Annotated in this window: 15 protein-coding genes; 2 read left to right on the forward strand and 13 right to left on the reverse strand. The window is 69.7% G+C overall.

The annotated features are described in order from the left end of the window. Positions 1–18 precede the first annotated feature (18 nt). Both BLW41_RS00075 and BLW41_RS00080 read left to right on the forward strand, forming a co-directional pair. Positions 19–612 carry a hypothetical protein gene (locus BLW41_RS00075; protein ID WP_093115090.1) on the forward strand — a complete coding sequence of 198 codons (594 nt, stop codon included), beginning with the start codon at positions 19–21 and terminating at the stop codon, positions 610–612. Positions 613–614: 2 nt separating this feature from the next. Beyond that, positions 615–1811, forward strand: a complete 1197-nt coding sequence (locus BLW41_RS00080; protein ID WP_143038477.1) for a protein kinase domain-containing protein — start codon at positions 615–617, stop codon at positions 1809–1811. Here BLW41_RS00080 and tgt read toward each other — a convergent pair. From tgt to tpiA, 13 genes are all read right to left on the reverse strand, one after another. After that, positions 1808–3016 (reverse strand): tRNA guanosine(34) transglycosylase Tgt, encoded by a 1209-nt coding sequence (gene tgt, locus BLW41_RS00085; protein WP_218138146.1) that lies wholly within the window; start codon positions 3014–3016, stop codon positions 1808–1810. The genes BLW41_RS00080 and tgt overlap by 4 nt on opposite strands. Before the next feature lie 218 nt (positions 3017–3234). Continuing rightward, on the reverse strand, positions 3235–3696 hold the full coding sequence (locus BLW41_RS00090) for an Hsp20/alpha crystallin family protein (RefSeq protein ID WP_093115096.1): 462 nt from the start codon (positions 3694–3696) through the stop codon (positions 3235–3237). 93 nt (positions 3697–3789) lie between these two features. Continuing rightward, positions 3790–5175: a hypothetical protein gene (locus BLW41_RS00095; RefSeq protein ID WP_093115098.1), complete on the reverse strand. Its 1386-nt coding sequence runs from the start codon at positions 5173–5175 to the stop codon at positions 3790–3792. Beyond that, complete coding sequence (locus tag BLW41_RS00100; protein WP_093115100.1) at positions 5172–5573, reverse strand: zinc ribbon domain-containing protein; 402 nt, start codon at positions 5571–5573, stop codon at positions 5172–5174. Before BLW41_RS00100 ends, BLW41_RS00095 begins: the two co-directional genes overlap by 4 nt. Positions 5574–5587: 14 nt before the next feature. After that, on the reverse strand, positions 5588–6205 hold the full coding sequence (locus BLW41_RS00105) for a zinc ribbon domain-containing protein (protein WP_093115102.1): 618 nt from the start codon (positions 6203–6205) through the stop codon (positions 5588–5590). Next, positions 6202–6930, reverse strand: coding sequence for a hypothetical protein (locus BLW41_RS00110; protein ID WP_093115104.1), 729 nt, complete (start codon positions 6928–6930; stop codon positions 6202–6204). The genes BLW41_RS00105 and BLW41_RS00110 overlap by 4 nt, the downstream gene beginning before the upstream one ends. A 35-nt stretch (positions 6931–6965) precedes the next feature. After that, positions 6966–7709 (reverse strand): phosphate ABC transporter ATP-binding protein, encoded by a 744-nt coding sequence (locus tag BLW41_RS00115; RefSeq protein WP_093117174.1) that lies wholly within the window; start codon positions 7707–7709, stop codon positions 6966–6968. Between the two features lie 203 nt (positions 7710–7912). Beyond that, complete coding sequence (gene pstA, locus BLW41_RS00120; protein ID WP_093117176.1) at positions 7913–8884, reverse strand: phosphate ABC transporter permease PstA; 972 nt, start codon at positions 8882–8884, stop codon at positions 7913–7915. After that, positions 8881–9963, reverse strand: coding sequence for a phosphate ABC transporter permease subunit PstC (gene pstC / locus BLW41_RS00125; RefSeq protein ID WP_218138147.1), 1083 nt, complete (start codon positions 9961–9963; stop codon positions 8881–8883). The genes pstA and pstC overlap by 4 nt, the downstream gene beginning before the upstream one ends. A gap of 32 nt (positions 9964–9995) precedes the next feature. Next, a complete protein-coding gene (locus tag BLW41_RS00130; RefSeq protein WP_093115106.1) occupies positions 9996–10805 on the reverse strand; it encodes a phosphate ABC transporter substrate-binding protein in 810 nt (269 codons plus the stop codon). A 55-nt stretch (positions 10806–10860) separates the two neighbouring features. Then, complete coding sequence (locus tag BLW41_RS00135) at positions 10861–11409, reverse strand: hypothetical protein (protein WP_143038478.1); 549 nt, start codon at positions 11407–11409, stop codon at positions 10861–10863. A gap of 140 nt (positions 11410–11549) precedes the next feature. Next, on the reverse strand, positions 11550–13085 hold the full coding sequence (gene gpmI / locus BLW41_RS00140; RefSeq protein WP_093115110.1) for a 2,3-bisphosphoglycerate-independent phosphoglycerate mutase: 1536 nt from the start codon (positions 13083–13085) through the stop codon (positions 11550–11552). Next, the gene (gene tpiA / locus BLW41_RS11150) at positions 13082–13849 is read right to left on the reverse strand and encodes a triose-phosphate isomerase (protein ID WP_245689011.1); all 768 of its coding nucleotides are present in this window, start codon (positions 13847–13849) and stop codon (positions 13082–13084) included. The genes gpmI and tpiA overlap by 4 nt, the downstream gene beginning before the upstream one ends. Between the last annotated feature and the right edge of the window lie 27 nt (positions 13850–13876).

Consider the following 13876-nt stretch of genomic DNA (forward strand, 5'->3'; position numbering starts at 1 on the left):
GCCCTAGGGTTTCGACGCGTGGCGCGCAAACCAGGGAGCGGACTTCGGGTCATCAGTCTCGTGCTGGCGATCGCCACGCTGACGCTCGCCGCTTGCGGGCCGGTGCGCCGTGAGCGCTCGCCGGCGCGTCTCGACCCCACCGTCGCCGAAACGCTCGCGCGCCAACTGGACTCGATCGAGCGTCGCTTCCAGGTCGGCGGCGGCGCTTGTAATGACATCGTCGACGGGCGCGATCCCAACACCATCCCCGTCGCCGAGGCGATCGCGCGGGTCCGCGACCCCGAGCTGCGGTCCGCGCTCAAGGAGAGCTTCGACCATCTGTTCGCTTTGGTGCGCGAACAGTGCGTGACGACGCCCTCCCAGCCGCAGATCACGCCGACCACGCCACCGCCACCGACCACGACCGAGACGACACCGACCGAGACTTCCACCGAGATGACCACTCCCACCACGACGCAGCCGGCACCAGCACCCGGTAGCGAGAGCGGAGGTGCGGGCGCTCTCGCCCCGGCGAAGCCGAACAAGGGCAAAGGCAAGGGTCTGCCCAAGCAGGCCGAACCCGGGGGCGGCGCGATCGCCCCGCCCGGAGGCACGGGCAACCAGGGGGGTTGACGGTGGCGACTCCCACGTTGCTTGCCGGGCGCTACCGGATTGAGGAGCGGATCGGCGCCGGCGGCATGTCAACCGTCTTTCGCGCCTTCGACCAGGTGCTGGAGCGGCCAGTCGCGATCAAGCTGCTGGCCGAACACCTAGCCCAGGACCAATCCTTCGTAGCGCGCTTCCGCCACGAGGCGCTGGCCGCCGCGCGCTTGCAGCATCCGAACATCGTGCAGGTCTACGACTCCGGCTTCGACCCGGAGTCAGGCCGCCACTACATCGTGATGGAGTACGTGGAAGGCCACTCCTGCGCCGAGCTGCTGCGCGACCGGCGCAAGCTGGAGGTGGCGGAAGCGGTGGCAATCGCTCGTGACGCCTGCCTGGCGCTGGACTACGCGCACCGCGCAGGCGTCATCCACCGTGACGTCAAGCCCGCGAACCTGCTCGTCTCGGCGGCGACAGGAGTTACCAAACTGACCGACTTCGGGATCGCCAAAGCGGCTGAGCAAACGCGCATCACGCAGGTCGGGTCGGTGCTCGGTACCGCCGCCTACCTGTCACCGGAGCAGGCGCGCGGCGAGGAGGTCGGTCCCGCTTCCGACATCTATTCGCTCGGGGTTTGCGTCTACCAGTTTCTGACCGGGCGCCTCCCCCACGAGTACGGATCGTTGACGGAGCTCGCGCTCAAGCAGCAGCAGGAGGAGATACGCCCGATCACCGAACTGCGCCCAGAGGTTCCCGAGGAGCTCGACCGCGCGGTGCGCGTGGCGCTCGCCCGCGACCCGGCCGCGCGCTACGCCCGGGCGCTCGATTTCGCGCAGGCGCTCGAGGCGGGACTGCGCGGACAGGTCACGGCAACCACCGCGGCCCTCGAAAACCAGGCAACGCGGCTTTTGGCAGCGGTCACGCCAGGGGCGCAAGAGGAGGCGACGCGTGTGCTCGATCGTGGCGGGTCAGCGCCGATCGGTCGCTCGCCGCTAGCCGCTCCCCCGCCGCCAGCCGTCGACCACCTACCCTCCACCAGCCGGGGGAAACGAGGTAGGCGAGCGTTAACGGCACTCGCCCTAGTCGCTTTGCTGGGGGTTCTGGCGCTTGCGGGACTCGCGGTCCTCCGCAGCACCACCCCCGTCCAGCGCCCCCAGCCGGTGCGCGCGCCCGACGTGCAGACGCAGATCGACGGGATCCGCCAGTTCCTGCGCGAGTGGAGCCGTTAGCCGGCGGTGTGCGGGCGCTCGCCCGGCGCCGCGCAACGGCCGCCGAACGGCTCTTCGCCGGCCAGCACCGCCGCCCGATACTGCTGGAAGCGGCCCTCGCGGATCGCTGCCCGGATCCCACTCATCAGCGCCTCCATGAAAGCGAGGTTGTGGAGCGTCAAGAGGCGCCCGGCGCTCGGCTCGCCCGCGCGCACCAGGTAGTGCAGGTAGGCGCGCGTGTGACGCGCGCACACCGTGCAGGGACAGCCTTCGACGAGTGGCCGCGCGTCATCGCGCGAGGCCGCCTTTGCGAGGTCGAGACGGAAGCGGCGCGCCGGCTCGGGAACGAGCGCTGTGCCGTGACGAGCAAGCCGCGTCGGGGTCGCGCAGTCGAAGCTGTCGATACCGAGCGCCACTGCGTCGAGGAGGTCCTCGACGTCGCCGATCCCGAGCAGATGGCGGGGTAAAGCGTCGGGCAGATCGCGCACCGACCAGGCGACCACTTGCCTCATCTGCTGCTTGTCGCGCCCTAGCGAGCCGCCGATAGCGATGCCGTCGATGTCGCTTGTGAGCAGGTGCGCCTTGGAGCGCTCACGCAGGTCCTCCCAGACTCCCCCCTGCACGATTCCGTAGAGCGCCTGCCAGCTGGGTGCGTTGGCGCGCTGCCAGGCGATGCAGCGATCGAGCCAGCGGTTGGTGCGCTCCAAGGCCCGCTCCGTGTATTCGCGACCGGCGTGGAACGGCGTGCACTCGTCGAACGCCAGCGCGATATCGGAAGCCAAGGCAGCCTGCACGGCCATCGAGCGCTCGGGGGTGAGAAGCTGCTCGGAGCCGTCGACGTACGAGCGGAAGCGCGCGCCGCGCTCGTCGATTCCCAACAGCAGTCGCTCGCCAGCGGGACGCGAACGGCTGCCCTTGATCTCGTCGGCAACGGAGCCGTGACCGAGCGAGAAGACCTGGAAGCCCCCCGAGTCGGTGATGAACGCTCCTTGCCAGCCGCTGAATTCGCGCAGCCCACCGAAGCGCGCCACGAGTTCGGCGCCCGGACGCAACATCAAGAGAAAGGTGTTGCCGAGCAACAGGCGGTAGCCGAGACGCTCGACGTCGTCGAAGTCGAGGGTCCGTACGGTGGCCGCCGACGCCAGCGGGACAAACACCGGTGTCGCGATCGTCGCGTGACGCAGCTGCAGGAGTCCCGCGCGGGCGTCCCCGTCGCGTGCTTCCACCACGAACCGAAGGCGAGGACCGTCGGCGCGCGCTGTGGGTCGATCGGCGAGCATCCGCGCGAGGCTACCGGCGCTGGCGCGGCACCCGCAGGACGCGCTGTGACCGGTGAACGCCGGCCAGCGAGCGGCGCACGCAGCACGAAATGAAGACCGCGGGCGCGCCGTCCGGCGCGCCCGCGGTTAACCGATCTGGAGAGCGAGAACCGCCGGGCGTGCGATTAGGCCTTCTCGCGCGCCTCGCCCTCTACGGTCCCTGGCTCGGATTCCGCTGCCGCGCGGATCTGGATCCGATGCGGCCGCTGCTGCTCGGGCTTGGGCACGCGAACCGTCAGCACGCCCTTGTCGAACTCGGCGGTGATGCGGCTCGGGTCGACGCCCTCCGGCAGCGTGAGCGAGCGGCTGAAGCGACCGAAGGCGCGCTCTGCGCGCAGCCAACCGTCGCGATGCTCCTCACGCTCGGAGCGGCGCTCCCCCGAGATCGTCAACACGCCGTTCTCGACCTCGATCGATACGTCCTTCTCGGAGAGCCCGGGTAGGTCGGCCTTCAGCACGTAGGCGTCATCGGTCTCGTAAAGGTCCATGGCCGGAAGCCACCGATCCGCCCGCGGCTCCCCGAAGATCGACGTGAACAGACGATCGAGTTCGGTGCTTAGCGGTTCCGGACGTACCAGCATGGCCATCGCGCCTCACCTCCTCTCGCCCTGAGTACTTGGGTCACCGACTTTTATAGAGATCTAAGTCGGCCTGTGTCAACTTTTCGGAGCGAGAGGCGCTTAGGTCTCGCACGCTTGCGAGACACTGTCGCGGGCACTCGCCCGGTCCGGCGAGGGGCTCGGGGCATCCCGCTGCGGGGGCGTGGTCCCCTCGCTGGACGGCGGAAATACGCCCAGCAGGCGCAGGGCCCGCCAGCGTGCGGAGGGTCTTCGATTGCTGGCCGGTGGCGCGCCAGTGGCAGATGGAGCGCCGGGGGCGGGCGAGTCGCCGCTGGCCGGTGGCGCGCCACCGGCGGGGGAGTCGGCGGTCGTCGGCGGTTGGTCAAGCGGCTCGGCGAGGACCGACAGTGTCGTCAAGGGATCGAGCCGGCCGGGCGCCAGGTCGCCTAGCTCGAGCGTCGCCTCGGCGCGCAGCGCACGCTGGTCGTCGACCGAGACGGTGAGATCCTGCCGCGCATCGATCACCAGCACCGTCAGCGGCAGAGAGCGCTGTGGCCGACCCCGCCCGGCGATTTCAACAACTTGCGGGCAGCGCGCGCCCGGGGCGAACAGCAAGGTCGCTCGCACCGGCGTGCCCACCGCTACCGGCGGCCACTGGGGATCCGGCTGCGGACGGGGCTCCGGCTGCGCTTGGGAGCCAGGCTGCGCTTGGGCATCTCGCTGCGCTTGGGCATCTCGCTGCGCTTGGGCATCTCGCTGCGCAGCCGTCGCTCGGTCGAAGCGCACCGCAAACGAAGCGAAAGGCACCGACAGCACGCCGCTGGCATCGGTGCGGTCTAGATAGGTGAGCGTTGCCCGTACGGTCGCTTGCGCGCTCCGACCTTGAACGCTGCGCCGGCGCTCGAGCAGCGGCTGGCGCGGGCGCGGTGCCGCGACCACGGCGACGCGCTCACCGAGTTCGGGGGCGCCGGCGGCCGCTGCGGCCGAGACCACCGCCAGGCGACCGTCTTCGTCGGCGACGACGAACCACCGCAGCGGCTGGTTGACGTGCACCACCACGCCACGGATCACGACCGCTCCCCGAGAGCGCTCACGCCCGGGTTCGCGGTTCTTGTCGGGAAGAGATTGTTCGTTGGAAGGTGCGCTCGGCGTACGCGTGGTGGTGCTCGCGACCTCCCCCGCCCCGACCGGCTCGAGCGCGGCCGGAGCAAGCGACGGCGGTGTCGCGACGGGAGGTGCCGGTGCGGGCTCGCTCGCAGCCGCGGAGTCGGGGGAAGCAAGCTGACCGACGTTGGTCAGCGGGGATGGTTGGTCGCCCGCGCTGCGCGCCGGTCCGGGTGGCACGAGGACCACCACTGGCTGGGCCGAGCGGCGTGCCGCACCCGGTGCCGGCAAGAGCGCAGACCCCACCAGCGAACCTGCAGCGAAGGCGGTCGCCAAGGTGACACCGACGAGCCGGTACCCGAACGAGCCCAAGCGCGCGGCTTGCGTGAGCAGCGCGCTCACCGGGCGTCGCGCTCAGCGTTAACGCCCGATAGCGGTCGCCCGCAGCCTGGGCAGAAGACCGCCCCTTCGGGGAACAGGCGACCGCACCCCGGGCACGCTCCGGCCGCCGCCTGCTCACCGAGCTTCGACGACCACTCGACGGCCGCCAGCTCCCAATCGAGCTGCTGCAGCTCTGCCGCCTTGCGCAGCACGATGTCGAGCCGGATGTGGTCGCGGGCCGCCATTTCGTAGACCAGCCCACCAAGGTCGTACTGGCGCCGCGCGAACTCCGCCACGAGAGCCTCGCGGCGAGCTCGCAAGGCCTCGCGACCAAGTTGCCCCGGCGGTGGTGGAGCATCCTTGTTGCCACGCCCGAGCGTCCGCGCCAAGTCGCCGAGGCGCGCGAGCGAGTGGCTCAATCGTGTAGCCGCGCTCATTTGATCTCGATCGCGTTGCTGCCCCCACCGGGCGGCTTGTTGTCCTTGGGCGGCGGCTTGCCTGGCAGAACGATCGTGGTCGGGAGCTTGCGCGAGCGTTTGACGTAGGCCTCGCCGCTCGCCTGATCGAGCGCGCGAACAGCCGCCGGCGGCCGTCCTCGCGTTTGCGAATCACGACCTTGTGCGCGCTCGCGCCCCTTACCTTTGGCAGCACCAGCGCGCTCGTTAGCTGCAACTGCGCCCCCTCCGCCCGCGCCACTGTTCGAGCCACCCGCTTGCACGCGGACCACCACCGGCTCGCGCGTCTGCGTTGTGGAGGCACCGTTCTCGCGCCCCACGATCACGCCGAGCGTGAACAGCGCCGCAACACCGAGGACCAGCGCCGCCGCGAGAAGCTCGCGTGCTGGACTGGAACCGGCCTTTGACGAAGCCTCTGCGGTCGCCAAAGCTTGCGTTGGCGCGACCTGCACGCGCGGTTCGCCGATCCGTTCACCGCACGCCAGGCAGTAACGCTGGTCGCTTGCGACGGGAGCCCCGCAGTTAACGCAGTTCTCCACCCCGGGCAACTGCCCTGTGACCGACACCGCGCGCGGATCGATCGTCGAGCTGGTCACGCTCCCCCACCTCCCGCACTGGCGCGAGCGGCGACACGCGCCCCCCGCGGATCACCACCCAGCAGGAACGCGTGGAAGCGCTGGGGCTTGTTGCCGCGCAGTCGCTCGATGCGCGCACGCCCAGCGGCGACCACGCGCCCCGCGCGCAGCGCCACACAGGTGACGATCACCTCGCGCAGGTCTCGTCCGGCAGCCGAACGAACGGTACCCACGGCCTCCCACCCGGAGACCGGATCGCGCATTACGGAGACGCGTTCGACCTGCGCTCGATCAGCGGCGACGCCGCGCACGGCAGCGGCAGCTGCGCGACCGGCCCCCACCTTGACCTCGACGCGCACGGGGGTCGCCGTCGGGTAAGCCTGATCGTTGACCCACCAGATCTGCTGGCCCGGATCGATCCGGGCGACATGCGTCAGGGAGCGTTCGAGCCCGGGCGCGTCGTTGCGAAACACGATGCGACCGCGACGGTCGCGCAGCGCGATCGACACCGGCAGCGACGACTGCACTTGCGTGGAGCGATTGCGCAACAGTGCCGCTACCGCCCAGCCGTCGCTTCCGCGCAGAAGCGACGTCCGCTCAACCACCACCGCGCTGTTTTGCGCGCCGACACGCACGCCGGCAGCGTGCAAGCTCCTTTGCGCCTGTTCTTGCAGGCGGCGGCTCTTCTCCTGGCTGGACTCGCAGCCCGACCCGAGCATTGCCGACAGCGCGACCAGCGCGCCCACCGCGACGACCCCTCCTCTGCGTTGCCAACACCAGCTCATCCGAACAGCCCCCGCACGTAGTCGCGTGTTCTCGGCGCTTGCGGGTTCTCGAGCACTTCGCGGGCCGGACCACACTCGACGAGATCCCCCAGGTACATGAAGGCGACGCGGTCGGCGACTCGCCACGCCTGTTGCAGGTTGTGGGTGACCACCACGACCGCGATCTCGCGTGCCAGCTCATGCATCAGCTGTTCGATCTTTTCGGTGGAGATTGGGTCGAGCGCAGAGCAAGGCTCGTCGAGCAGCAACACTTCCGGCTCGACCGCGAGCGCCCGGGCGATGCAGAGCCGCTGCTGCTGTCCGCCAGACAGCCGTAGCGCTGGGTGACCGAGGTCGTCGGCTACCTCTTCGTAGAGACCGGCGCGCTTCAGTGCAGTGACGACCTGCTGCTCGAGCTCGGACCCTCGTTTCGGTCGGCGGCCCCCTTCGACGAGCCCGTAGGCCACGTTCTCGAAGATCGAAAACGGGAAGGGGTTCGGCTGCTGGAAGACCATCGTGACGCGCCGCCGCAGCTCGGTCGGCTCGAGCTCATAGATGTCGGCGCCATCGAGGGTGATCGTGCCCCAGCGATTAGCTCCCGGCGTCAGTTCGACGAGGCGGTTGAGGGAGCGCAGGAGGGTCGTCTTCCCGCAACCGGACGGTCCGATCAGGGCGAGCACCTCGCCCGAGCGCACCGTCAGCGAAACCCGGTTTACAGCGACCTTGTCGCCGTAGGCGATCGTGAGCTCGACGGTGCGCATGCGCTCGACGGTTTCGCGAACCGTCTCCTGCGCTTCGCCCCGGGCGACCTGCGACGCCAATGTTGGCCTTACGCTCAGCGCTTGCCGCTGCTCACTTTCTCCGACCAGCACGGTCGGTACGGCGTCGGGGTCGATGGCGCGCACAGGCGGCGGGAAGGTGTTGTGGCGGCCCGTTTGCGCGCCGTCCCGGCTGGAGTTCGAGGCTAAGACTCCCAGCGTGGGCCTCCCTTCTTTTGGATGACGTCGACGGCGAAGTTCAGGCACAGCACGATCAGCAGCAACACGAAGGCCGCCGCGTACGCCTTCTGCGGCGCATTGCCTTCTCCCGCGGGCGAGTTGTTGTAGACGTAAGAGGTGAGCGTGCTGCCCGTCCCGCGCAGCGTGCGCAGGATCGGCAGATCCCCCTGCGGGGATAGCTGCAGCGACGCCCCCAGCAAGATCACGACGATCGCGGTGTCTCCGGCGACGCGCCCCATCCCCAGTGCGGCGCCGGTTGCTATGCCGCTGCGCGCCCCTGGCAGCAGAACGCGCCTGATCGTCGCCGCCTTGCTCTTCCCAAGTGAGTACGACGCCTCGCGCACGTGATCGGGAATCGAGCGCAGGGCCTCGCGGGTCGCGCCAACCACCAGCGGCAGCGCGATCAGCGCCATCATCGCGCCCGCCGTCAGGAACGATCGCGCGAACACGGCGCCGCCTTCCGCCTTAAACGACATGAAGGCGAAGATGTGCTGCTGGAACAGCACGAGCCCGAAGATCGCGAGCACCACGCTCGGTGTTCCCGCCACGACCTCAACACCGGCCTCGACCGCCCGAGCCAGCCAGGCCGGACGGCCGAACTCCGCAAGCCATACGGCGATGCCGACACCGAGCGGCAGCGCCAGCAGGATCGCGAGCACGGTCAGGATCAGCGTCCCGAGCAGGGGATCGAGGAAACCACCGGACTTGCTCTGGTCAAGCTCGGCGCGCGGGTGAGAGATGAGCAGATCGAAGTTCAGGAACTGCAGGCCGCGGACCAGCATGTAGACCACGATCGCCAGCGCGATCGCGCACAGCGCGAGCCCCGCGAGCCAGGCTCCTGCTACCCCCAGGCGGTCGCCGAGCGTCCAGCCTGCCCGCAGTCGACCGCCGCGACCGACGCGGTTGCGCAGCGCCTCTGGGGCAGCGACTCTGCTCACCGTCCGACCCCCGGCAAGGCCAGTGAGCGACGGAGGCGCCAACCGATGAAAGAGAGCGCCATCGTCGATACGAGGAGAACCGCGGCGAACGAGTAGAGCGTCTGTGCGAAGGGCTTGACCGACAGACCCTCGGCGTTGTCGACGATCGTCGCCGCTAGCGGGCGGGCGGGCTCGAAGAAGAAGGTCAGCCCGTCGAGCGGGTTCGGCGCGAACGCCACCGAACCCGACACCATCGACAGCATGATCGCCTCGCCCAGCGCCCGCCCGACCGCTAGCACGGTGGCGGCGACGATCGCCGGCCGCACCGCCCGCAGGGCGACGGTGCGCATCACCCGCCAGCGGTTGACGCCCAGCGCCAGCGCGCCCTCAAGCCACAGTCGCGGCACGGCGGCGAGGGCATCGCAGGTAATCGCGATCATGATCGGCGCGATCATCACCGTCAGCACGATCGTCGCCACTAGCACCGAGCTGCCGTCGAGCTGCACGACCCCGGCTACCGATGCCTTGCGCGCATCGCTGATTAGGTAGTGGTCGACGAACGGCACGAGCACCAAGATCCCGAGCAGGCCGTAGACGACCGAGGGCACGGCCGCCAGCAGCCGCACCACCGCCCGCAGCACCGCGGCAAGCGAGCGCGGTGCGAACTCGGTGATGAAGACCGCCGCTAGCAGCGCCAACGGCAAGGCCAAGATGACCGCCCCCACGGTCACCAGGGCGGTGGCGTACAGGAGCGGCCAGGCGCGAATCTCATAGACCCAGCGGTCGGGGTCGGCGGGCGAGTTGAAGATCGCCGTCAGTTGGCGGTCGACGTTGCCGCCGGCAGCGAACCAAGCGAGCCCGTTGTGTGCGAACGACGGCCATGCCTTGGCGAAGACGAAGGCCAGCATCGCGGCGATCAGCGCCAGCACCAGCACTGCTAGGCCCCGCAGCGTCCGCTCGGCGCGGAGGTCTGCGGGGTTGGCAGGCGCATCCGCTACCCCGCCGGCGCGAGGCGGGAACGCGCCTGCCCCGGTGCGCAGCAGACCGCGCACGCGAGCCATCAACGCGGCCACCCGTCGTGCCTTTGGCGCACCGTTCATCGATCGTTACCGTCGAGACCCCGCAGACGGCCTCAGCGCAGCGGCACCCAGTCGGTAGCGATCACCCGGCGCGCGGTGGTGCTGCGCTGCACCCAGCGAATGAAGCGCGCGGCGGCGCCGGTCGGCTTTCCGCGGGTGACCATGTAGAAGTTGCGGACGCCCTCGTACTGTCCGGACACCGCATTGCGGAGCGTGCAGGCGACGCCCTTGTAACGGACGGTGTGCACCCCGCGCGTGAAGTCCAGCGACACGTAGCCGATGCCGTTGCGGTCGCGCTGCACAGCCTGCTGAATGAGACCGTTCGACGCCTTTTGGCTGGCGACCGTCGAGACCTTCTGGGGCTTCATGAAGATCTTGTCGAAGGCGTCCTGGGTGCCCGACGCTGGGGTCCTCACGAAGAGATCGATCGGGCCGCTGATCGTCGAGCCAGGAACCTGACGCCAGTCGCGCACGGACCCCGAGAAGATCGCCTGCACCTGCGCTTGCGAGAGGTTCGGCAGGCGGTTGGCGGGGTTAGTGATGATGCAGATCGCGTCGCGCGCGATCTTGTTGAACACAAGTCCCCCGGGATCGCCCGGCTTCGGGTCGCGCGATGAGTTGCCGATCGTCACGCGCCCACGGGCGACGTCGGAGATACCGACGTCGGAGCCGCCCTGCAGCAACTTGAAACGCACACAGCCGCGGCACTCCCGCAGATAGGCGCGTGCCAGCTTTGCCGCCAGCGGCGCCACCGAGGTCGAACCGCTCATCGTGATCGTCGGCTTGGCGAGCGCACCGGCGGGAGCTGCCGCCGCGAACGCCAACGCACCGACACCGACCGCTGCTGCGCTTTGGATTCTCATCGTCCGTGTACCTCCTCAGTCGCGTTCCTGTACGAAAAAACCGGCACCGGCACCCTCAGCGCGCTCGCCGACCCTTGGTCGATCGTGTCTTGCGCGTGGGAACGGCTCGCTTCGCTGCCTGTGCGCGCGGACAGTCGGGCCCCACCAGCCGGCGCGGCTGACCGACCTGGCCGTCGGCGCCGGCGGCGACGATCGCCACACGCAGCGGTGTCTTGCCGCACGGCTCGGTCGGGACCGTGAGGCTCCCTTGGGCGTAGGCCAGTCGCGCCGGCTGCTTCGCTACGCAGCGAAAGCCGTGCGCCGGGATCTCGCCTTCGCAGCGGAACTCGAGCGGCGCACCGTCGACGCCGTAGGCGTCGATCTCCGGCGAGAACGAGTCGACGGGCCGGTTGGTGACGATCGCGAACGAACGCACCGGTCCCGAGCAACCCAGCTTCCAGACGACGCTCGCCTCGTCGGCGACCTCATTCTGCGTTTCGAGGTGGCCGCCGCAGCTCAAGAACAGCGGTTCCTCGTTGTCACCGGCGGCCACGGCGGCGCTGCCGGCGACCGCGACGAGTCCCGCACCGAAGGCGGCCAGAGCGATCTTCAGTCTTCTCGGCAAGGCGGGCATCTCCCTTGTTCGTCTTGCGGCCCCGGTGGGGCCGGCGTTGCGTTACGACGGCCGGCATTGCACAAGGGGTCGCCTGGGCGCTCGTAAACGCCAGGTCAAGAACACGTGAAGGAGGTGTAAAGAGGAGGCCGCTAGCCGGCGCGCAGGCTCCGGCCGGTCATCTGCGCGGGCTGCTCGAGCCCGAGCAGGTCGAGCACCGTCGGCGCGACGTCGGCGAGGACGCCGCCGGCGGCTCGCAGCTCGCCGACCGCCGGCTCGATCACGAACGGAACCGGGTTCATCGAGTGCGCGGTGTTGGGGCTGCCGTCGGGCTCCAGCATGTTGTCGGCGTTGCCGTGATCGGCCGTGATCACGCAGGCTCCACCGTCGGCGCGCACTGCCTCGATCACCTCGCCGAGGCACGCGTCGACGCACTCCACGGCGCGCACCGCCGCTGCGATGACGCCGGTGTGGCCCACCATGTCGGGGTTCGCGAAGTTCACGATCCCGAACGCGTGGTCGCCTCCTCGCCAGCGTTCGCAAAAGGCACGGGCGACCTCGGGCGCCGACATCTCGGGCTTGTGGTCGTAGGTTGGTACGTCGCGCGGCGAGTCGATCAGTATCCGCTCCTCGCCCGGGAACGGTTCCTCGACGCCCCCGTTGAAGAAGTAGGTGACGTGCGGGTACTTCTCCGTCTCGGCAGCGTGCAGCTGGGTCATGCCCCGCTCGGCAAGTACCGAGGCCAGTGTCACCTCCGGCTTCTCGGGTAGGAAGGCGACCGGGTACTGCCACTCTTCCTGGTAGCGGGTGAGCGTGACCAAGCGTGCGACCGGCGCGGCCCCCCGCTCGAACTCCGCGAACTCCGGCTCCGCTAGTGCGCGCACGAGCTGCCGCGCGCGATCCGGTCGGAAGTTGAAGAACACGACGACGTCGCGCTCGGGCCGCACGCGCCCTTCCGCCCCGACCAGTCGCGGCGTCACGAACTCGTCGGTTTCGCCCGCCTCGTAGGCGGCCCGCACAGCTGCCACCGGATCGTCGAAGCGCCCGCCCTCGGCGCGACCGTGAACGATCGCGTCGTAGGCCTTTTGCGTCCGCTCCCAGCGCCGGTCGCGATCCATCGCGAAGTAGCGCCCGCAGATCGTCGCGATGCGCCCCACTCCGAGCTCGCCGAACCAGCGCTGCACGGTGGCGATGTGCTGGGCGCCGGAGGTCGGTGGCGTGTCGCGACCGTCGGTGAAGGCGTGGACGACGACGTCCGCTACCCGCTCTCGCCGCGCTAGCTCGAGCAGCGCGCGCAGGTGCTCCATGCTCGCGTGCACGCCGCCGTCCGAGACCAGCCCGAGCAGGTGCAGGCGCCCTGAGCCGTCGCGCGCCGCGGCACAGGCCTCGCGCAGCGTCTGGTTAGCGAAGAACGAGCCGTCGGCGATCGCATCATCGATCCGCGTGAGGTCCTGGCGAACGATGCGGCCGGCCCCGAGGTTTAGGTGGCCAACCTCGGAGTTGCCCATCTGACCTTCGGGCAAACCGACCGCGCGCCCACAAGCCGTCAGCTGGGTGCGCGGCAGCGAGCTCCAGAGCCGGTCGAAGACGGGCGTGTCGGCGAGCGAAATAGCGTTGCCCGGTCCGGGCGGCGCAAGACCCCAGCCATCGAGGACGACCAAACAGACCCGCTGGAAGGGCGTGCTCATCGCTCGGGGGCGGCAGCGACGATCTGCGCGAAGCTCTCCGGATCGAGGCTGGCACCGCCGACCAGCGCACCGTCGACGTCGGGCTGCGCCAGGATTTCGGCGGCGTTTTCCGGTTTCACGCTGCCGCCGTAGAGGATGCGCACGCGCGCGGCCGCCTCGCGCGAGCGGTCAGCGACGAGCGCGCGGATGAACGCGATCGCCTCTTGCGCCTGTTCGGGCGTGGCGGTGCGACCGGTGCCGATCGCCCAGACCGGCTCGTAGGCGATCACCACGTCGGCGAGACGCTCGTCGGCGACGTCCTCGAGCGCCTCCCAAACCTGTTGGCGCAAGCGACGTTCGGTCTCCCCCTGCTCGCGCTCCTCCTCAGTTTCGCCGACGCACAGAATCGGCTCGAGTCCCGCTGCCAGCGCCACCGGCAGCTTTTCCCGCAAAGCACGGTCGGTCTCGCAGTGGTCGCGGCGCCGCTCGGAATGCCCGAGCACTACCCCGTGCACTCCCAGCTCGGTCAGCATCGGCGCCGAGATCTCGCCGGTGTGCGCGCCCTCGGGCGCCTGGTGCATGTTTTGCGCGAGCACACGGACGTCGCCGCCGCGCACCGCCTCGAGGCAGACGTCTAGGGCCGTGAACGGCACGCAGAGAGCGACGTCCGCGCGCCGCTGGGGCGGTGGCGGGAGCAGCTCGAGGAGGCGCGGGCAGTAGGCGCGCGTCTGTGCGCGCGTACCCCACATCTTCCAGTTTCCGGCTACGTACGGCTTGCGTTGCACTCGGCTCCCCTCCATGGGTCTGGCGCC

Origin of the sequence: Thermoleophilum album (assembly GCF_900108055.1) — a bacterium.
In the GTDB taxonomy this organism is placed as follows: Bacteria; Actinomycetota; Thermoleophilia; order Solirubrobacterales; family Thermoleophilaceae; genus Thermoleophilum; species Thermoleophilum album.